The organism is Capnocytophaga leadbetteri (genome assembly GCF_003054025.1).
Lineage (GTDB): Bacteria > Bacteroidota > Bacteroidia > Flavobacteriales > Flavobacteriaceae > Capnocytophaga > Capnocytophaga leadbetteri.
Genome location: NZ_QBKG01000003.1, coordinates 167,262 through 187,721 on the forward strand (window position 1 = coordinate 167,262; position 20,460 = coordinate 187,721).

A 20,460-nucleotide genomic window follows, 5' to 3' on the forward strand; every position below is an offset into this window, starting at 1 on the left:
TACCTCGCCTGATAGGGTGAACTTCTCATAATAGGAAACTTAGGAAATATTATCTGCTGTTTCTTATATTGTACCCATTAATATATAAAAAAACAAAACGATATGGTTACAAACTTTGAAACTGCTCTGAAAGAGCGCAATATGGCAGAAAATACTATTACTGCTTATCTGTATGCTGTAAATGATTTTTATAGTAAATATTCCGTCTTGAATAAACGGCATTTGTTACTTTACAAAACTTACCTGATAGAGCATTTTAAACCTAAAACGGTGAACTTGCGCATTCAGGCTCTTAATAAATTCCTGGAACATATCGGTAAGCCTAAACTTCGACTTAAATCGGTAAAAGTACAACAACGCACTTATTTGGAAAACGTGATTAGTCAGGCGGATTACCTTTTCTTGAAAGAGCAGCTGCGACAGGAAGAGAACCCTATGTGGTACTTCGTGGTGCGCTTTTTGGCTGCTACTGGTGCAAGAGTTAGCGAGCTTATCCAAATAAAAGCTGAACACGTGCAGATTGGTTATTTTGACCTTTATACTAAGGGTGGCAAAGTGAGGCGGCTGTTTATTCCTGAACAACTGCGCAATGAGGCTACAGAATGGCTCAAAGCACAAGAGAAAACATCGGGCTATCTTTTCGTTAACCGCTTAGGAGAACGTATCACTACGCGTGGCATTGCTCAAAAACTTAAGTTTTTTGCTGAGAAATATGGTATGAATACTCAAGTGGTCTATCCGCATTCATTTAGGCATAGATATGCTAAGAATTTCTTGGAGGCTTTTAATGATATTTCGCTTCTGGCTGACCTTATGGGGCACGAGAGTATTGAGACTACTCGTATCTATTTGCGTAGAACGGCTTCGGAGCAGCAAGCTATAGTAGATAAAATTATCACTTGGTAAGACTGTAAGTTTTTAGATTTTATTTTGTACTTTTGTCCGCTGAAGCTAAAGCTCTTGCTACTAATTTGACTTAATTTATTAACACCTAACAACTATATGTTAAAAGATATTTTAAACTTCCGTAGGGCGGTGCGTTATTACGCTCCTACGCCCATTAGTGAGGAAAAGGTGCGTGAATGCCTTAGACTCGCTACACTAGCTCCTACTGGTTTCAATATGCAACTGTATGAGTTGTACCATATTACTGATAAGGCTTTGTTAGAAAAATTAGCACAAGCCTGCTTGGGGCAGCTTACAGCAAGCACGGCACAACAGATGGTGGTTTTCGTGACTCGACAAGACAAACACCGCCAGCACGCCAAGATGATTTTGGAATTTGAACGCGGTAATATACAGCGCAATAGTCCGCCTGAAAGGCAAGCTAAGCGCATTAAAGATAAAGAGAGCCTTTACGAGAAACTAATTCCTTTTGTATACAGTCGTTTTTTTGGCTTATTAGGTGCTTTTCGCAAACTCTCTGGGGTAATCGGTTGGTTTCGCCCTATGGTGCGAGAACTCTCTGAAAGTGATATACGCGTAGAAGTACATAAAAGCTGCGGGCTTGTAGCGCAAACTTTTATGCTTGCAATGGCAGAGGAAGGGTATGATACTTGTCCGTTAGGGGGATATGATAGCCATCGTATTAAGAAACTGCTACACCTACCTTATGGAGCTGAAGTGTGTATGGTGGTGACTTGTGGGCTTCGTGAAGAGCGTGGCATATGGGGAGAAAGATTTAGATTGCCTTTCGAGGAAGTTTATAGAAATAATTAGCAAATGGGAAAATTGGCAAATTAGCAAATTATTTGTATCTTTGCGGTGTTTAATTAACAAACCTTAATAAAAATGTATCCTATAAAATTTAAACCTATCCTCAAAGAACGTCTTTGGGGTGGTACTAAACTAAAAACTTTATTCAACAAACCTATTGAAAGCGACATTACTGGCGAAAGCTGGGAGGTATCGGGCGTTCCTGGTGATATTTCAGTAGTAGCCAACGGGGCTCTTGAGGGCAAGAGTCTGCAAGAACTGATTGATTTATATCCTAATGAGTTGCTTGGCAAGCACGTACACGAGCGTTTTGGTCGTGATTTTCCTATCCTTATTAAATTTATAGATGCACGCGAAGACCTTTCTATACAGGTGCATCCTAACGATAAATTGGCTAAAGAACGTCATAATTCTTTTGGCAAAACAGAAATGTGGTATGTGCTTCACGCTGATGCTGAGGCTGAACTGATTGTGGGTTTCAACAAAACGGTTAGCAAAGAAGAGTACCAACAGCACCTCAACAATGGTACACTTACTGATATTCTGAACTACGAAAAGGTGAAAGATGGCGATACTTTCTTCATCAATACGGGTAAAGTGCACGCTATTGGCAAGGGGATTATCATTGCTGAAATTCAGCAAACTAGCGATATTACTTATCGCGTGTATGACTTCGACAGAAGAGATAAAAATGGCAACCTGCGCGAATTGCACACCGAATTAGCGCTTGATGCTATTGATTACGAGAAGAAAGATGACTTCAAAGTAAAATACACTAATACGGCTAATGAGGTGAACAAAGTGGTGAATTGCCCTTATTTTATTACTAATTTGTTGCCTCTTACAGCTGGTTTTGAGAAATCTCTTGCTCAAGATGACTCTTTTCACATCTATATGTGCGTAAAAGGAGAGGGTACAATAGGTGATGGTACGACTGAGTTGCCTATCAAACAAGGTGAAACTGTGCTTTTCCCTGCCTCTTGTAACAAATTAGAGGTTAAAACTAAGGGAATGGACTTGTTAGAGGTGTTTATTTAGTCGTTAGTGATTAGTCCGTTAGAGGTTAGAAGGTGACTCTATGCTAAGACTAAGAAGCTGAAGAATAACAACTAAAAACTAAAAATATGTATATATCAAGAATTAAGGGATTAGGGTTTTACGTCCCTGACAATGTAGTAACTAACGATGATTTATCGAAGCTAATGGATACTAGCGACGAGTGGATACAAGAGCGTACTGGCATAAAAGAACGCCGACACGTGCTAAAAGGGACTGATACCACTACCTCGATGGGAGTGAAAGCCAGTCTTAAAGCCCTTGAAGCTGCGCAAGTGAGTAAAGATGAGATTGACTTTGTTATCTTTGCAACTCTTAGTCCGGATTATTACTTCCCTGGGTGTGGGGTATTAGTCCAAAAAGAATTAGGACTAAGAACAGTGGGTGCTTTAGACATTCGCAACCAGTGTTCGGGTTTTATCTATGCGCTATCGGTAGCTGACCAGTTTATCAAAACTGGTATGTACAAAAATATCCTTGTGATAGGTGCTGAAACGCAATCGCCTGCGCTGGATATGAGTACACGCGGACGCAATATGGCGGTACTTTTTGGCGATGGTGCTGGGGCTGCTGTGGTGTCTCGCTCTGATGACCCTGCTCGCGGTATTCTCTCTACACACTTGCACAGTCAAGGGGAACACGCTACTGAATTGGCGATGATTACTCCTGGTGTAGGTACTAAATGGGTGCCTCAGATTTTGGCTGAAAATGACCCTGACGATGTGAGTTATTACCCTTATATGAATGGTCAGTTTGTATTTAAGAATGCTGTAGTACGCTTTGCAGAGGTAATAGAAGAGGGATTGAAAGCTAATGGGCTTAGTCGTAAAGATATTAGTATATTGATTCCTCATCAAGCAAATTACCGTATATCGCAATTTGTTCAGCACCAATTTAAACTCTCTGATAAACAAATATTTAACAATATAATGAAGTATGGTAATACTACCGCTGCCTCTGTGCCTATTGCTCTTACTGAAGCAGTACAACAGGGCAGAATAAAAGAGGGCGACTTAGTGGTACTCGCTGCTTTTGGTAGTGGCTTTACGTGGGGTAGTGCTATCATTCGTTGGTAATCAAAGCGTTATAGCTGCTATAAATAATCATAAAAAGGCTGTTGAACAATTGGTTCAACAGCCTTTTTTTATTGATTTACTATTTATTATTTGTCACTAACCTCTAATACTATAGGGCAATGGTCGCTATGTTTTGCCTCAGGAAGGATAAGTGCGCGCTCCATACGGTTTTCTAAAGGAGCTGATACTAAGTGATAATCAATACGCCATCCTTTGTTGTTATTGCGGGCATTGGCTCGATAACTCCACCAAGAGTACTGATGAGGTTCTTTGTGAAAGTACCTAAAACTATCTATAAACCCACTCTTCATAAACTTATCTAACCATTCGCGCTCTATAGGTAAGAAGCCCGATACAGTAGCATTGCGCACAGGGTCGTGTATGTCTATCGCTTCGTGACAGATATTGTAGTCGCCACAGATAACAAGATTAGGTATTGTTTGTTTCAACTTGTCAATATATTTCTGAAAGTCTGCCATAAAGGTTAGCTTGAAGTCTAAACGGTCGGGATTGGTACCTGAAGGCAGATAAAGACTCATCACTGAGAGGGTATCGAAGTCCGCACGGAGTACTCGTCCTTCTTTATCCATATAGTCAATACCTGTACCTACCTCTACGTGTTTAGGCTTTATTTTAGAGAGAATAGCCACCCCACTATACCCTTTCTTTTCGGCACTGTGGTAATACTGGTAAGTATAGCCTAACTCTGTAAATACTTCAGTAGGTATTTGTGCTTCTAAAGCCTTAATCTCTTGCAGACAAAGCACATCGGGGTTAGCACTTTTCAACCACTCTGTAAAACCTTTAGTAAGAGCAGCACGAATGCCATTTACATTATAACTGATAATCTTCATTAGTAACCTGTTCCTTTTTCACCTTTTAAAATAGCGATACCATTAGAGGTGCCTATGCGCTCTACCCCAAGGGCTACATACTGCATAGCAGTCTCGTAATCGCGGATACCTCCGGAGGCTTTTACCTTTGCCTTGCCTTGTACGCACTCTTTCATCAGTTTTACATCAGCAAGAGTAGCTCCACCTGTGCCAAAACCAGTAGAGGTCTTTACGAAATCGGCGTGCGCCTCAAGGGCTAACTTGCAAACTAAGCGTTTTTCCTCGTCTGTGAGGTAGCAAGTCTCAAGTATTACCTTTAGCACGCGATTTTTGCCTACACACTGTTTTAAAGTAGCAATATCGTCTAATACCTTTTGTGTTTCCCCCGATTTAAGCCAACCTACATTGAGCACCATATCTATCTCATCGGCACCATCAGCAAGGGCTTCGCTCGTTTCAAAATACTTAGCTTTGGCTGACATTGCTCCTAAAGGGAAGCCTACCACACTGCAAACCTTGATATCAGTGTCTGCTAAGAATTTCTTAGCAGCAGCCACATAACAACTATTCACACATACCGAATAGAAATCGTACTCTACCGCTTCTTTGCAAAGGGTTTCTATCTCAGCAAGAGTAGCTGTTGCTTTTAGAAGCGTGTGGTCTATTAGTTTATTTAATTTCATATATTGTTTGGTTTTTAGTTCTTTGATAAATCAACTTTGGCGAAATACGTGCTATTTTACCAGCTTCATCTCGTCAATCAGATAGCCTGCCCCCGCATATTTATCAATAATAAAGAGTACATAGCGAATGTCTACCATTATATTGCGACAGATATTGGGGTCGTAATGTATGTCGCTCATAGTGCCTTCCCATACACGGTCGAAGTTAAGCCCTATCAGATTGCCTTTGGCGTCAATAGCGGGACTTCCTGAGTTACCTCCTGTTGTGTGGTTAGTAGCTACAAAGCACACAGGCATCTTTCCGTTTTTACCATAAATGCCATAATCTTTCTTCTCGTAGAGCTCGCGCAACTTAGCTGGTACATCAAACTCATAGTCATTAGGCACATATTTCTCCATTACCCCATCTAAATAAGTCATATAATCGTAAGTTACTGCATCGCTAGGTGAGTAACCTGCTACCTTGCCATAAGTTACGCGAAGAGTGCTATTAGCATCAGGGAAAAGACGATCTTCAGGTTTAGCAAACTCTAAAAGAGCTTTCATATAAGTTCGTTGCAGTGCAGTAATCTCATCATTTAAACGATAGTAATACGGACTTACCTTTTCGATATAGTGCAACACCAATTCGCGTACAAACTGTACTCCTGCATCTTGTTGCATACGCGCTTCAAAATCCTCTTGAGGTAGATTGAGCACCTTTTCTATTTCGCTATAAGAAGTTAAAAATGATTCGTTGTACAGTTTATCTGCTAAGGCTGAAGCATTAAGATTTTGCAAGTTAGCTGACAGTAAGTGTGCTGGCATCGCTTGGGCGTAGTAAGCTACCGCTTTCTCAAATACAGCTTTGTCTACCGCCTTATCATTGTTTTTAAATACCGTTTGAAGGCTGTTTAAAAGATTCTGACGGCGGTCAGCAAATGATTGTGCTCCTTTTTGATGTAGGGCATTTTGCAATTGTAATACCCTATAACCATTGCTCAAAAGGTCTATATTGCGCAATACTAACTCTGAAAAGAGATCATTAGCCAAAGCGTAATCTTGCATTTGTGCATATTTCTCAGCAAATTGTGGTAATAATTGTCCGTAAACAACTGTTTTACCATTCTTTTCAAGAGTTTTTTGGAATTTTTCTTCTTGTTTTCTCTTCAAAGCTACCGCTCCTGATTTCTTCAAACCTTGCGTTTCGCCTATCCATTTCTTCCAATAGTTAGCCACGCTAGCGTATTTAGAGGCATATTTTATTTTTATTTCAGGGTTGGTACGCATAAAACCATCTTGAGTTTTAAGTACCACATCGCGAATACCTATTTTAGCAGGATTCAACACATTTACAATTTGCTCCACAGCTACAGCAGGCAGATACTCCTGAGTGCGACCAGGATAACCGAATACCATCGTAAAATCGCCTGCTTTTACCCCTTTTAATGAAATAGGGAAAAAATGCTTAGGATGATATGGTACATTGTCTTTTGAATACTCTGCAGGACGATTGTTTTTATCAGCATATACACGGAAAAGAGAGAAGTCACCTGTATGGCGTGGCCATACCCAGTTATCAGTATCTGAGCCAAATTTGCCTATAGCTGAAGGAGGCGCCCCTACCAAACGTACATCTTTAAATGTTTCTACTACGAAGAGAATATACTGATTGCCTTCATAGAAAGCACGAATGCGATTCTCTTGCCAAGATTCTTTGGGTGAACTTTTCACTAACGAAGCTACATTGCGCTCTATCTTAGCCGCACGCTCATTCTCATCGCTAATGGAAGCCGTTCCTTCTAATACTTTCTGCGTAACATCTTCAATGCGTACGATAAAAGTGACTTCTAAGTGCTTGTTAGGCAACTCTTCGGATAAGTTTTTAGCCCAAAAACCATTCGTTAGGTAATCGTTTTGCAAAGACGAATGCGATTGTATTTGCGAATATCCGCAGTGATGATTGGTAAGCAAGAGCCCTCTGCTCGAAATCATCTCAGAAGTACAGCCTCCGTTGAAGTGCGGTACCGCATCTTTCAAACTCGATTTGTTCACGCTATAAATATCGCTTACCGACATTTTCATTCCCAAAGACTTCATCTCTTTGGCATTCATCCCTTCTAAAAGCGAAGGAATCCACATACCTCCTTGCTGCGCAGTTAAGCTCATAGGTAACCAACTGCAAATAAGCAATAAAAGAATAAATTTTACTTGTTTTTTAGTATTCATTATTTTAATAGTTTTAAAAATTCGGTTTCAACTGATGTTTATTATTATAGAACTCTTCAATAACCCTAATAACTTCATCTTCTGTATCTACCAAATGTACAAGATTCATATCTTCAGCATTGATATTGCCAAATTTCTCTAATAATACCGTCTTTATCCATTCTAATAGCCCTCCCCAATAGTCAGTCCCTACTAAAATAATAGGTATTTGATCTATTTTTCGGGTTTGTACGAGAGTTAGCGTCTCAAAAAGCTCATCAAGAGTACCAAAACCACCCGGCATAGCTACAAATGCCTTAGAATATTTTACGAACATCACCTTGCGGGCAAAGAAATAATTAAATTTTATATTCTTATCGTGGTCTATATAGCTATTATTAGTTTGTTCAAAAGGTAAGTCGATATTGAGGCCTGCCGATACACCTTTATTGAGGTGCGCCCCTTTGTTGCCTGCCTCCATAATACCAGGCCCCCCGCCTGTGATAATGCCAAACCCCTCATCTACAATCTTTTGGGCGATACGCACCGTCAGTTCGTAATAAGGCGTTTCGGGCTTGATACGTGCCGACCCAAAGATACACACACACGGACCTATAGAGCTCATTTGCTCATAGCCGTGTACAAATTCTCCCATTATTTTAAATATCGACCAAGAGTCATTCGTCTTGATTTCATTCCAAACTTTTGAATGTTTTTTCATCTTTTACAATTTATCATTTGTCATTTCCTTTAGGTAATAAAGGATTGCCTTTCAGCGCATTTTCGACGAGTTCAGGCAAACGGTCAGGCGTACAAGCAAAGCAGGCAATACCCAATTTGCTAATCTCTTTACCGAGTTTTTCATCATAATAAGGCTTACCGTTGTCCGAGAGAGCTAAGAGCACTATCACCTTTACCCCATCTTCGTGCATCTCGTTTAGGCGACGCAAGAGCCCCGCACGCACGCCTCCCTCATAAAGGTCAGAGATTAGAATAAACATCGTCTTACGCGGATTTTCTATCAAACTCTGGCAGTAAGCCACCGACTTATTAATGTCAGTCCCCCCACCCAACTGTACCCCAAAAAGCATATCCACAGGGTCTTGCCTACATAGCTCAGTTAGGTCTGTTACTTGGGTGTCAAATGCCACTACGTGCGTGTCGAGCGCAGGCATACTCGCAAAGATAGCCCCCATTACCGACGAATAGATAATAGAATCACACATCGAACCACTCTGGTCTATATCCAATATCACCGTCCAATTCTTCTGCTTTTGGGTACGTTCAAAGAAATAGAATTTCTCCGGAATAAGCCGCTTGGTAGCTGTGTCGTAGTTTTTAAGGTTGCGCTGAATAGTGCGTTTCCAGTCAGTAGACGAAAAATTAGCGATAGGCGTATGCGCTTTCTTGTTCAGTGCTCCCGTCACTGCTCTGCGCAAATTCTGTTCCATACGCTTCATAATCTCATCTACCACCTCTTTTACTAACTCTCGTGCTGTATCCTTCGATTTTGCAGGTATCTGGTCTTTCAGAGCCATCAGCGTACCTACCATCGAGAGGTCTGGCTTCACATTCTTGAGGGTTTCAGGCTCAAAGAGCAATTTAGTAAGCCCTTTGCGCTCTATCGCATCTGTTTGTATAACGCTCACCACATCTGGCGGAAAGAACGAGCGAACATCTGTCAGCCATTTAGCCAAGTTAGGAGCCGAGTTCCCCAATCCTGCTGAGCGCTTACCACCAGCATTACCCCCTTTCCCATCGGTATGGTCATACAGAGCAGCCAGCGTAGCGTCCATAAGCGACTGCTGTTCGTCTAAGGCAACCCCTTCCATAGCAGGAGCATCTTGCCCCAATATGAGGCGCCAACGTGTAAAATGAGCTTCCATTTATTTTATTTATTTGTTTATTATTTGGTTTACCTCTCAGAAAAATATTCTCTTAAAACACGTTCATTTTCTCTCATTTTGGAGGCAAAAATACCAAAACTTTCTGTATGTTGAGGAATTGTCATTCCTATTTTTTCTAAAATTCTATTTTCTGCATTCCCGTCTATATAGAGTTCTTCAGAAAAAAATGGTTTGTCGCTATCTTTTTTGCTACAAGGATAAAGTAGAAAACCTCTATTTGTTTCAAAACGGTACATATACGTAATCGTTTTGTAGTAGATGCTAATAGCTCTTTCTGAATCTTCTCCATAACTTTTATGCTCATCTAAAGGTATATATTTAGCATCTCCTACAAGTTTTGGAGAGCCACTTCTGCTGATAAAGTCGGGGTAGATAGGTTGTTTTCTTTTTTTAAAAAGGTATTTTCTTCCATTACCTTTGAGATTTTCAGGATGTTTAAAATCTTCATCTAAAAAAGTATTTAGGTATTCTTCCCACAGCCAAGCACCATCAAAAAGAAGTCCGTATATTTTATCTTTTTCTTCGCCAAATGTCAGTTTTTCGTGGTTTAGGATGTTCAAACATATTTTTTGCAGAGGAGCATATTCTGTAAAATAAGGATGTACAAAGGGTTTGGTGTTTGCCATTATCACTTTATACCGAGCATTTTTGTTATAGGTGTTTTGAGTGTGAAAAACAAATTGGCTAACCATAGTACGCATTTCGGAATCTGTATTCAGCAAGGCATTACCTATAGGATGTGTTCTTAGGTACTCAATAGTATGGCGGATGAGTTGTGATAAAGGATTATCGTAGCTATGTTCTTTGGTTGTATAAGCTATTTTGCCTGCAAAAGGTAGGTTTTTAAGTAGATGACGTTTTACATCTATAGTTCCTTTTACATTTGCATCATTATATTGCTTGCGTTGGTAAGCTTTATAAAGCCCTTGTGCATAAGCTTTTTTTAAGCAATAAGGAAATAAGTAGAGCCAAAAATCCCAAATAGTTTCTTTGTTATTAGGGCTCTGTTCAAAATTAAACACATTAGCAGCCAATACTTTTTGCAGCATATAGTGCAAAAAGAAATCATTCTCATCATCTTTTGCAAAACGAGAAGTGATAGTAACCTTACTTGTGTTGCGTCCTACAAATCCCATTATGTTGTTAGTGTACAACTTGCCTCCTTCAATCTTGAGAATAGGTTTGTTGAGATAATTCTCTAAAGATTGTGGAAAAACTAACAAATTAGGATTTTCATTTAGTAAGTGTGTTATACTATGATTGGCAATAGGGGTTAGGTCTGCTATATACTGAGAATTAAGTTTTTCACCGTTATAATTATTGTCCGTTATCCTCATTATCAAAGAAAGCATTTTTTAATTTTTCTAACTCATCTTTTCCATTAGGTATACTGCGTAAATATTCCTTTAATAAAGGTTCTATGCGATAATCCCATACATTTTCTAACTCTTCGTCTTGAATGCACTTACCTTTAGTATTCAGAAAATAAGCACCTCCTATATGGTAAGCACTGCTGAAACCTACTATATTCTCAATAGCCTCATTGAGTCTTTCCATAGCTTTTGTTATTGGTTCAGTTAGTCCCATATTTATAGCGCTTTCTTGAGCAGTAACTTCTATCCAAGTAAAGCGGCGTCGCATAGCAAAATCAAAACTTTCCACACTTCGGTCAATATCATTCATACAGCCGATGATATAGACGTTTTCGGGCACGTAGAAAGACTCGTCTTCACCTTGCATATTCGCATATTGAGTTTTGACGGCTCCTTTTACTCCTCTGTAAGTAGGGTCAATACTAAAAAAGAGCTCTCCAAAAATTTTAGAGATTTCACCTCTGTTGATTTCGTCGATTACAAAAACGTAGTTTTTATCATTTCCTATTTTTTCGGGTTTGAAATTATAAGTATTTTTGAAATACTCGGCTACCGATACTAAATAAGGTTTCCAATCTCTTATCACACCATTGTAAAGATAAGCTGCTATCATTTCTTTGGTGATTGATAGACGTGTACCAACTTCTGTTTGAGGAATAGCCACACAAGAGTTTTTACTATTAGCTTCTAAGGTAAAAGGCTTTTTCTGGGTTGGTGTTGAAAGTGTTATAGGATTTTGTAATAAATCGTCTATAAAGTTATTATACAATACATCAAAGTTATCTTTCTTTTTATTAGCTTGTTGGCAGAATTTTTTGAAAATGCCGTCTTTTAATTCAAAGCCAACATTTCCATTGTCGTTATTAGCAGGGCGAAGTCCTTCTACAAAATCAGTATAATCGTAAGAAGGGTGAAATTGTACAAAACCAAACTGAGGACTCTTTACGAAAATTTCATCGTCTTGTACACCTATCATTTGTTTAGCAATTTCTTTAGCTAAAAAAGTTTTACCAGTACCAGGAGCTCCTGTAAGAATAATGTTTTTAGAGTTTTTTAGCTTTTGAACGTACTGAAAAACATTCCCTTTTCCTTTTTCTTCCATAATTAACTCATTAAATTTATCAAAAAAATGTTGCAACTTATCATTGGGTTCTTGATCATCAAAGAGTCCTAACTTTTGTACACTAACAGTCAAAACTTCTTCTGCATTTGTAATAGGATATGAGTTTTTTACAATTCTTAGACATTCAATACTATTAGCATCCTTTTGCCAAACAGCAATTACATTTATTGAAGTGTGTATCCAATTTAAATAACTACCTCTATTGGTGTAAGAAGAAGCTAATATATTTATAGTAATTCTACCATTTTGATAGTTTTCCCAATTCTTAACTTGGTTTTGTATTTTTTCTTCTTTACGACCAAAACCACTCCATTTAAAACTCCCTTTTTCTTCAAAAGGTTTGATGTATTTATCATAGCCTCTATTATTCTTGTTTTCGGTAACGCAATACTCCAAGTGCGCTACAAAATATTCTAATAAACATTTAAACTTTTCGTAATCGTTCATATTATTCTTCTTTTTATAATTCTATAGTATCATAGTCAATCAGAATTAGTTTGATTGACTTTTTTGACTGATTTCTTACATTTAGCCCCTCCCTCTAAAATACACAACATTTACATTTAAACTTTTTTGCACTTCTCTCTGTGAAAATCCAGCAGTGGAAGCTGCTACTCCGTACGTATCTCTCTTGTAACTCAAAGAACATCTGTGTTTTCAGTGTAATTAGTGTGAGATTTTAAACAAGCAACTTGCTGCCCTCTCCTTATAAAATATAAAACATCAGCCCTATCTGCAAGATATTCGATTTCAGGCTTGTACCATCGGTAGTCTCGGCATTTTTAAGTAGCGGAGTAAGGTTGTACTGTACAAAAAAGTTCAGCGCATTATAGCCAAACGCTATATAAGGTTTCAGCTGAAACTCCCTATTCAGCTGACTGTTAGCAAACGAAGTAGAAACATCATCGGCAGTGTACAAACTCTTACTGCTGAAGATATACGCCAATCGCACCCCCGCATACACACGCCAAAACTTATGCGAATAAGGCGTAGAGGTACGAAAACGAAACTCAGCCGGTATCTCTATCGTATGCGTCTCGAAGAAATTGCGCGACAGATTCAAATCTCTAAAATGCTCTACAATTTCATAGCTAATACCCGCACTAGTCTTTTTTGCTAACATATTATTATACACACGGTCATAAGCATAGCCAATCCCCAAACCGAACCCCAAATTGCGCTCCGCATTCAGAGGTAGGTCGCGTATATACCCCAAGTGCAAGCCCCTCGAAAGGTTGTGCTGCACCACATTAGACGCCTTCCCCGCCAGATAATCATAGGTAAAACCCAAATAAAATTGGTCTTCAAGGTAAAGCGAATCAACCACTGAAGTTGGCGCCACCCGCTCTTTTTCAGTGTCAATCATACCGTCATCAGTATCCTCTTGCGCCACTGACCACAGAGAGATATGAAAACAAAAAACTAACAGAAAAATATTTAGTTTATTCATTCTAATCGTGTATACTATATTTTGGGCAAAGATAAGAATAATTAATCAATTGGCAAACTGCTATCTTTACAAAAAAAACTTTGCCAAAGGGCGTAGCGTTGGTGCTATAACCTTTGGCAAAGTATCTTTTAAATCTGTAAATCTATAAATTAGCCAATTAACTAATTAACCAATATCCAATCACCTTCCAATAGCGGCATCGCTTGTTTGTATTTCATTTCTTTGCGTTCACCGGTACGGATGTGTTGTATCGTTACCTTTTCATTACGGTTTATTTTAGGTTGTTCGCGTATGATAGTCTCTACTGCCGAACGCCTTTGCGAAGCTTGTTGTCCTACCTCGCGTGCTTGGGCTGCCATTTCATCGCTGTTGAGCACTTCCTCTTTGTTTGTTTGGTAGTGTTCATTACTGCGCTGAGGGGCGTGAGCCTCTTGTACGGCAGGAGCTTGTGTAGGTAGCTCTGCTCTGAAAAGGAAAGACACTATATCTTTGTTTACCTTATCTATCATTGCTTTGAAGAGTTGGAAAGCCTCAAACTTATAGATAAGTAGCGGGTCTTTCTGTTCGTGTACCGCCAACTGTACCGATTGTTTAAGCTCATCCATTTGGCGCAAATGCGTTTTCCACTCATCATCAATAATCGCTAAGGTAATATTCTTTTCAAAATCACTAATAAGTTTCTTACCTCCACTTTCGTATGCTTCTTTTAGGTCTGTTACTATGTTGAGCATCTTCTGACCATCGGTGAAAGGCACTACTATACGCTCATAAGTATTCGAAGGGTTTTCATATACCTCTCTTATCACAGGGAAAGCTTGTGCAGCACTGCGCTCTGTCTTTTGCTGATAGTGGTCTAACACTTCGCGATAAAGTCTGAAAGTCAGTTCGTTATTAGTAGCTTTAGCAAATTCAGCTTCTGATATTTGAGTCTTGAGCGAGAAGTATTTTATCAATTCAAACTCAAAATTCTTATAGTTATTAGTGCTCTTATTGCTTTCTACTATCACCTCGCAGGTGTCGAATATCATATTTGCCAAATCCACTTTTAGGCGTTCTCCCTCAAGGGCGTGGCGGCGACGCTTGTATATCACCTCGCGCTGTGCGTTCATCACGTCATCATACTCTAACAGACGCTTACGGATACCGAAGTTATTCTCCTCTACTTTCTTCTGAGCGGTTTCTATACGTTTGGTCATTATAGAGTGCTCTATCACATCACCTTCTTTGTGTCCGAGTTTGTCCATTAAGCGCGCTATACGCTCTGAACCAAACAGACGCATTAGGTTATCTTCTAATGATACGTAGAAAAGCGAACTTCCTGGGTCTCCCTGACGTCCTGAACGACCACGTAACTGACGGTCTACACGACGCGAATCATGGCGCTCAGTACCTATGATAGCCAAACCTCCAGCAGCTTTCACTTCCGGACTTAGCTTAATGTCCGTACCACGTCCTGCCATATTGGTAGCGATAGTTACTACTCCCGATTGCCCTGCTTCAGCTACAATCTCTGCCTCTTTCTTGTGCAACTTAGCGTTCAATACATTGTGTTTTATCTTGCGCATCGTTAGCATACGGCTCAAAAGCTCCGATACCTCTACCGAAGTAGTACCTATAAGTACAGGACGTCCTGCTTCTGATAGTGATACTACTTTGTCAATCACCGCGTTGTACTTTTCACGCTTAGTTTTGTATATCAGGTCATTGTAGTCTTTACGAGCAATAGGACGGTTGGTAGGTATTTCCATCACATCCAATTTGTATATTTCCCAAAACTCTCCCGCCTCGGTAATAGCCGTACCGGTCATACCCGATAACTTGCTATACATACGGAAGTAGTTTTGCAGCGTGATAGTAGCATAGGTTTGCGTAGCGGCCTCTATCTTCACGTTCTCTTTAGCCTCAATCGCTTGGTGCAATCCGTCAGAATAACGGCGCCCGTCCATTATACGACCTGTTTGCTCATCTACTATCAACACTTTATTGTCTATAAGCACGTATTCCACATCTTTTTCAAAGAGTGTATAGGCTTTTAGCAACTGGTTAAGGGTGTGAATGCGTTCACTTTTTACGGTGAAGTCTTGCAATAGCTTTTCTTTTAGCTTAGCTTCCTCTTCTATCGGCAGATTTTGGCTCTCAATATTAGCAATTTCCACCCCTATATCAGGCAATACGAAGAAGTTTTTATCACCATCGTAAGAAGCTATATCAGCAAAACCTTTATCAGTAAGCTCTATTTGGTTGTTTTTCTCATCAATCACGAAGTAAAGTTCAGCATCTACCTTAGGCATTTCGCGATTGTTATCCTGCATATAGTAGTTTTCGGTCTTCTGTAGCAGTTGTTTTACCCCTTCTTCACTGAGGAATTTTATAAGAGCTTTGTTCTTTGGCAAGCCGCGATATACGCGCAATAGTTGAAAACCACCCTCTTTAGTATTGCCTTCTGCTATTAGTTTACGAGCATCGGCAAGTACTTTAGTTAAGTAAGTACGCTGTTTTTCTACCAAATCGGCTACTAAAGGTTTTAATTCGTTAAACTCGTGGCGGTCGCCTTTAGGAGTAGGTCCCGAGATGATAAGCGGTGTACGCGCATCGTCTATAAGCACTGAGTCCACCTCATCGACGATTGCGTAGTTATGTGCGCGTTGTACAAGGTCTTCAGAGGTGTGCGCCATATTGTCGCGCAGATAGTCAAAACCAAATTCGTTGTTAGTACCATAGGTAATATCAGCGTTATACGCATTGCGACGAGCCTGTGAGTTTGGCTGGTGGTTGTCTATACAGTCCACTCGCAAGCCGTGAAACTCAAACAGAGGCCCCATCCACGCACTATCTCGGCGTGCCAAATAGTCGTTCACGGTTACTAAGTGCACCCCGTTACCTGTTAGGGCATTCAGATATACAGGCAGTGTAGCCACAAGGGTCTTACCTTCACCGGTTTGCATCTCAGCTATCTTACCTTGGTGTAGGGCAATACCCCCGATAAGTTGCACATCATAGTGCACCATATCCCAAGTAACGTCTTTACCAGCCGCATCCCAATGGTTTTCCCATATTGCCTTATCCCCTTCTATGGTCACATAGTCGTGGGTAGCCGATAGCTCGCGGTCACGCGGAGTAGCTGTTACGCTGATAGTCTCGTTAGTAGCAAAACGTCTTGCGGTTTCCTTCATCGTAGCGAAGGCTTCAGGCAAAATATCGTTTAGCACTTTTTCAGAAGCCTGATAAGCCTCTGCACTGAGTTTATCAATTTCAGTATAAAGGTCTTCTTTCTTGTCTATATCTTCCGTAGCATTCGCTTGTGTTTGTAGGTCAGCTATTCGCGTGTCAAAAGCAGCCCGAGCCTCTTTTATTTTTTCTTTGAAGGCAATCGTCTTGCCGCGCAATTCGTCATTGCTAATATGCTCTAACTCTGCTGCATACGCCTTAATCTTTTCAACCAACGGCTGAATAGACTTCAAATCGTTTTTGGCTTTATCGCCCACGAATAGCTTAATAAGTGAATTGATAATACTCATTTATAATGGTCAATTATTAAATTATTAATATTTATTTTTCGTCTCTTGTTTTTAGTCAATAAATATACCAAACTGACAGTTCCTGCCAAATTGTCATATCAACAAATCAAAAAAAAGTCTCTGTTGAGACTTTTTCTAATACTCATCTTCATTCCAAAGATAGTCCTCTTCTGACGGATAATCAGGCCAGATTTCATCAATAGATTCATACATATCTCCTTCGTCTTCAATTTCCTGAAGGTTTTCTACCACCTCCATAGGAGCACCTGTACGAATGGCATAATCAATAAGCTCATCTTTAGTAGCAGGCCACGGTGCATCACTTAAATAAGATGCAAGTTCTAATGTCCAATACATAATTATAGGTATTATAATTTTTGCAAAAGTAATACTTTTTATTTATTATACAAAATAATTTGCCAATTTGCCCCAGCGTGTATAGCCTTTCTTCATTTTGTGCTACTCACAAAATATCAGAGCAGGTTCTTTCAGATATACATTTAGCACTACCGAATCTTTCTCTTTCATCTTTATATTATTTATATACACACCTTTATACCCTGAAAAAGTAGTGACTTGCACATCGTATTTTCTATTAGGAAGAAGATAAAAATTTTCTTTATAATTTGAAATAATAGGCAGTCCATTAATATGTAAATACAAATTACTAGTTGACAAAGAGCCGTCTCCTTCAAAAATTTTAATATTTAAAATACTTTTAACCGACGCCCTTTTACTTTTATAATAAGACAATGAGTAATCATCGCCTTTCTTGCCAATTTTCTCTTGATAAGGATCTATTTGCCTTTTCATAGAATTGCAACTACTAAGAAATATTAGAAGACTAATTACAAAGATTGTTAGGATTTGCTTCACGTTCATATTGCCAAATATACTAATTTGCTAATTTGCTAATTTACTAACTTTCTCATTATTCTTAAGAGTCTTAGATATCACATTATAAGGCCCTGTGATAATCTCTTCATCTTTAGCTACGCCCGAAAGAATTTCTATATTCAGATTATCCTGAATACCAGTAGTCACTGCTCTAAGCTCTGCCTTGCCATCTTTGTACACAAATACCGCCTCTTGTCGCTTATCAGCCTCTTCTTTAGGTGTCTTCTCGTCTATTTCCGACTTCTTTTTCACTATAATGGCACTAATAGGCACCACTACTATATCTTTTTTCGTTTGGGTAAGAATATCAACTGTAGCTGTCATCCCTGGGCGGAAAGGAGAATACCCTTCTTTTTTATCTTTCACAAGGTCAGTATACGAACTTTCTTCTATATGTATTTTCACTTTGAAGTTCGTTACTTGGTCAGCACTTGCGGTTGCATTAGCGGTGTTAGCTATGTTGGTCACGGTACCTTTAAAAGTGCGTTTAGGATAAGCATCAACTTCTACATTCACCTCTGCCCCATTGTTCACTTTCACTATATCGTTTTCATTCACATCTACTTCTACTTCCATACTGCCGAGGTTAGCCACGCGCATAATCTCTGTACCGGTCATTTGTATCGTACCCACCACGCGCTCGCCCAACTCTACGCTAAGCTTAGAGATAGTACCATCAGAGGGCGAATATATCTGTGTTTTCTTTAGGTTATCTTGCGCTTCTGATACGCTTGCCATTGCACTCTGCACATTATAGCGCGCCGACTCACGGGCTGCTTTAGCCATCTCGTAAGCCGAAACTATCTTATCCCATTCAGCCTTCGAAATCACCCCTTTGTCAAAAAGCAACTTATTGCGCTTGTAGTTCTCTTCAGCCTCTTTATAGCTTGCTTCTGATTGTTGTTGCGAAGCGCGTACCGTTTCAAGGCTTGCCAACACCCTATTGAGTCCTGACTGGTAAATATCAGGATTAATACGCACTAATAGGTCGCCCTTTTTCACCATTTGTCCCTCTTTTATAGGCAGTTCTATAATTTCACCCGATACCTCCGACGACAGTTTAATTTCCAACTCTGGTTGTATTTTACCAGTAGCCGATACTTTTTGCGTAAGGGTAGCCGCAGTAACCTTTTGAGTTTCAACTGATACCAATTCTTGGTCATCGCCAAACCATCCTGCTTTTTTACCAGCGATAAGCACGATGATAAACAGCAGTAGTGCTAAAATGATAATAATAGTCTTTCTTTTCATAATACATAATCCGTTTTATGCAGCAAAGATAAAAAATAACAAGCAATTATTAACAATGATTTATTATTTTTTTTGTATTTATTCCGCAAAATAAGGCTTTACTTGATGCTGAGTAAAATAATCTGCTATCATTCCTATATCCGAAAGCTCCACATAATGAAGCATTTTTGTTTTTCTCAGCTCACTCCAAAGACGGTGATTTTCTTTTAATCCTTTATCAGGCTCTTCACCTATAAGATAATACACTCCTTTACTTTTCTGATAGTCATCTATCACTTTTGAAAGAGATATAAAGCTATTGATATTATTACCTATATGCTGGATACTACGGTGCAGGTTCAGTATATTCCCAGCTGTTGGCACTTCATTTTTACCTATAAAGCTAACTTTAGTAGCAATAAGAAGATTTTCTAAATCAGCACTCGTTATTTCTCTCTCTATATTCACCCTTTCTGCTACTTTTTATAAAAAAATAATCTGAAAGACCTTTTAAGCCTATAAGTTCATTATTCATAAACAATATATGCTCTTGCAATTGTTTTCCTGAATCAAAGAACAAAAAGTTGTCTTTTATTGAAAAGTGTTGCTAAATCAGATTTTAACACACTATCATTTTCTGTGATCTCAACAATTCCCTGAGTATACGCCATCGAAGAGTTAAAAATATCTGTATTATCAATAATGTATAAAAGCATATAACCTCCTTTTACTGATTGCAATAAAAGATTATAATTTCCCGCGTTCCTATCTTCATTAGCTAACCATATATCAAAGAGAGCTATTTTTAGAAAGTCTTCTTTGTTCTTTATTCTTCGTATAATATTTTTATCTACAAATACCGACTGGTTAACATCTAAAGCATTATTTAAAAAGCGAGAGCCAAAACACTCTCTTTCAAAAAATCTGCGTTCTAAACCTTTTTTATCACCAAAAGGCACTATATGTCTGTCATAATCAATCTCTACTAAGGCACATTCAGGGATATTTATATGCCATAATTTAGCAAATTCTGAAGCTAACAACTCATTGAAAAGTTTATTCAAATCATTATACTTACACACCCATTGATTGAGGTCGTCCCCCATTACCAATATAGGGCTACTTCCTCTGGTATCATACTTTTCTATGATTGGTTGTATACTTCTTATTTGTTTCAAAAGATTGTTTTTTGTGGTTTGACACTGCAAAGTTAAAAACTTTTTATCTATCTAACAAACTTTAATCATCTATATAACCTAACGTCTATTCCACCATCAAGGAATGAGCGAAGGATTAGCGAAGGACGAGCGAAGGAAAGTCGGCGAGCTGGCGCAGCCGAGTATGTGACAAAGAATTAGCAAAGGATAATCGGCGTTTCTCTCTCAGTCGAGTATGTAACGAAGGATAAAGG

Annotated in this window: 18 protein-coding genes; 4 read left to right on the forward strand and 14 right to left on the reverse strand. The window is 39.1% G+C overall.

What is annotated here, in order from left to right; translation table 11 throughout:
• Window positions 1–102: 102 nt before the first annotated feature.
• From C8P65_RS04665 to C8P65_RS04680, 4 genes are all read left to right on the forward strand, one after another.
• Window positions 103–906 (forward strand): tyrosine-type recombinase/integrase, encoded by an 804-nt coding sequence (locus tag C8P65_RS04665; RefSeq protein WP_107781730.1) that lies wholly within the window; start codon window positions 103–105, stop codon window positions 904–906.
• Window positions 907–1,002: 96 nt separating this feature from the next.
• Window positions 1,003–1,719: a nitroreductase family protein gene (locus C8P65_RS04670; protein ID WP_107781732.1), complete on the forward strand. Its 717-nt coding sequence runs from the start codon at window positions 1,003–1,005 to the stop codon at window positions 1,717–1,719.
• 72 nt (window positions 1,720–1,791) lie between these two features.
• Window positions 1,792–2,754, forward strand: a complete 963-nt coding sequence (locus tag C8P65_RS04675; protein WP_107781734.1) for a type I phosphomannose isomerase catalytic subunit — start codon at window positions 1,792–1,794, stop codon at window positions 2,752–2,754.
• 86 nt (window positions 2,755–2,840) lie between these two features.
• Window positions 2,841–3,848: a 3-oxoacyl-ACP synthase III family protein gene (locus tag C8P65_RS04680; protein WP_107781736.1), complete on the forward strand. Its 1,008-nt coding sequence runs from the start codon at window positions 2,841–2,843 to the stop codon at window positions 3,846–3,848.
• Window positions 3,849–3,934: 86 nt separating this feature from the next.
• Here the strand turns inward: C8P65_RS04680 and C8P65_RS04685 are convergent, their stop codons facing one another.
• The 14 genes from C8P65_RS04685 to C8P65_RS04750 form a co-directional block, all read right to left on the reverse strand.
• Window positions 3,935–4,702 (reverse strand): exodeoxyribonuclease III, encoded by a 768-nt coding sequence (locus C8P65_RS04685; protein ID WP_009392564.1) that lies wholly within the window; start codon window positions 4,700–4,702, stop codon window positions 3,935–3,937.
• Window positions 4,702–5,364: a deoxyribose-phosphate aldolase gene (gene deoC, locus C8P65_RS04690; protein ID WP_107781738.1), complete on the reverse strand. Its 663-nt coding sequence runs from the start codon at window positions 5,362–5,364 to the stop codon at window positions 4,702–4,704. Before deoC ends, C8P65_RS04685 begins: the two co-directional genes overlap by 1 nt.
• Window positions 5,365–5,415: 51 nt before the next feature.
• Window positions 5,416–7,572: a S46 family peptidase gene (locus tag C8P65_RS04695; RefSeq protein WP_107781740.1), complete on the reverse strand. Its 2,157-nt coding sequence runs from the start codon at window positions 7,570–7,572 to the stop codon at window positions 5,416–5,418.
• 13 nt (window positions 7,573–7,585) lie between these two features.
• Window positions 7,586–8,272, reverse strand: a complete 687-nt coding sequence (locus C8P65_RS04700) for an LOG family protein (RefSeq protein WP_095914280.1) — start codon at window positions 8,270–8,272, stop codon at window positions 7,586–7,588.
• A gap of 13 nt (window positions 8,273–8,285) precedes the next feature.
• Window positions 8,286–9,437, reverse strand: a complete 1,152-nt coding sequence (locus tag C8P65_RS04705) for a VWA domain-containing protein (protein ID WP_107781742.1) — start codon at window positions 9,435–9,437, stop codon at window positions 8,286–8,288.
• A gap of 29 nt (window positions 9,438–9,466) precedes the next feature.
• A complete protein-coding gene (locus tag C8P65_RS04710) occupies window positions 9,467–10,810 on the reverse strand; it encodes an McrC family protein (RefSeq protein ID WP_245887323.1) in 1,344 nt (447 codons plus the stop codon).
• Window positions 10,776–12,401: an McrB family protein gene (locus tag C8P65_RS04715; protein WP_107781744.1), complete on the reverse strand. Its 1,626-nt coding sequence runs from the start codon at window positions 12,399–12,401 to the stop codon at window positions 10,776–10,778. Before C8P65_RS04715 ends, C8P65_RS04710 begins: the two co-directional genes overlap by 35 nt.
• 259 nt (window positions 12,402–12,660) lie before the next feature.
• On the reverse strand, window positions 12,661–13,404 hold the full coding sequence (locus tag C8P65_RS04720) for a porin family protein (RefSeq protein ID WP_107781746.1): 744 nt from the start codon (window positions 13,402–13,404) through the stop codon (window positions 12,661–12,663).
• A gap of 161 nt (window positions 13,405–13,565) precedes the next feature.
• The gene (secA, locus tag C8P65_RS04725; protein WP_107781748.1) at window positions 13,566–16,922 is read right to left on the reverse strand and encodes a preprotein translocase subunit SecA; all 3,357 of its coding nucleotides are present in this window, start codon (window positions 16,920–16,922) and stop codon (window positions 13,566–13,568) included.
• Window positions 16,923–17,057: 135 nt separating this feature from the next.
• Complete coding sequence (locus tag C8P65_RS04730) at window positions 17,058–17,279, reverse strand: DUF2795 domain-containing protein (protein ID WP_002673751.1); 222 nt, start codon at window positions 17,277–17,279, stop codon at window positions 17,058–17,060.
• Between the two features lie 102 nt (window positions 17,280–17,381).
• Complete coding sequence (locus tag C8P65_RS04735; protein WP_245887324.1) at window positions 17,382–17,735, reverse strand: hypothetical protein; 354 nt, start codon at window positions 17,733–17,735, stop codon at window positions 17,382–17,384.
• Between the two features lie 90 nt (window positions 17,736–17,825).
• Window positions 17,826–19,070, reverse strand: a complete 1,245-nt coding sequence (locus tag C8P65_RS04740; protein WP_107781752.1) for an efflux RND transporter periplasmic adaptor subunit — start codon at window positions 19,068–19,070, stop codon at window positions 17,826–17,828.
• Window positions 19,071–19,148: 78 nt separating this feature from the next.
• Entirely contained in the window at window positions 19,149–19,517 is a 369-nt protein-coding gene (locus C8P65_RS04745; protein ID WP_211305881.1) for a hypothetical protein, read from the reverse strand.
• Window positions 19,518–19,618: 101 nt separating this feature from the next.
• Window positions 19,619–20,227 carry a HipA family kinase gene (locus C8P65_RS04750; protein ID WP_211305882.1) on the reverse strand — a complete coding sequence of 203 codons (609 nt, stop codon included), beginning with the start codon at window positions 20,225–20,227 and terminating at the stop codon, window positions 19,619–19,621.
• Between the last annotated feature and the right edge of the window lie 233 nt (window positions 20,228–20,460).